This is a genomic window from Microbacterium sp. KNMS, assembly GCF_053851835.1.
In genome coordinates this window covers 1-396 of record NZ_JBSQBP010000076.1, presented here as the reverse complement: position 1 = coordinate 396, position 396 = coordinate 1, and the positions used below count along the sequence as shown (strand labels likewise).

Below are 396 nucleotides of genomic sequence, written 5' to 3'. Positions count from 1 at the left end.
TACCACGGGTTTCCCATGCCATTTCCAGTGCTTTCATGGTAAGCCTGCTGTCCGGCGAGAACGACATGGCCCAGCCCACTGGTTTTCTTGCGAACAGGTCGAGAACAACGGCGAGGTACGCCCAGCGCTTACCCGTCCAGATATAGGTCACATCACCGCACCACACCTGATTTGGTTCCGTTACGGCGAACTGTCGCTCAAGATGATTCGGGATAGCAACGTGCTCATGACCGCCACGCTTATACCGGTGAGTCGGCTGCTGGCAACTGACCAGCCCCAGCTCTTTCATGAGTCTGCCAGCAAGCCAGCGCCCCATCTGGTAGCCTCTCTGGGTTGCCATTGTGGCGATGCTTCTTGCTCCGGCAGAGCCGTGGCTGATGCCATGCAGTTCAAGTA

General features: G+C 57.3%; 1 protein-coding gene. It reads right to left on the bottom strand.

The genetic code is table 11. The features are described from left to right. Positions 1 to 396 (bottom strand): DDE-type integrase/transposase/recombinase (locus ACWXWW_RS17910; RefSeq protein WP_455971345.1); only part of this gene is annotated, 396 nt, incomplete at both ends.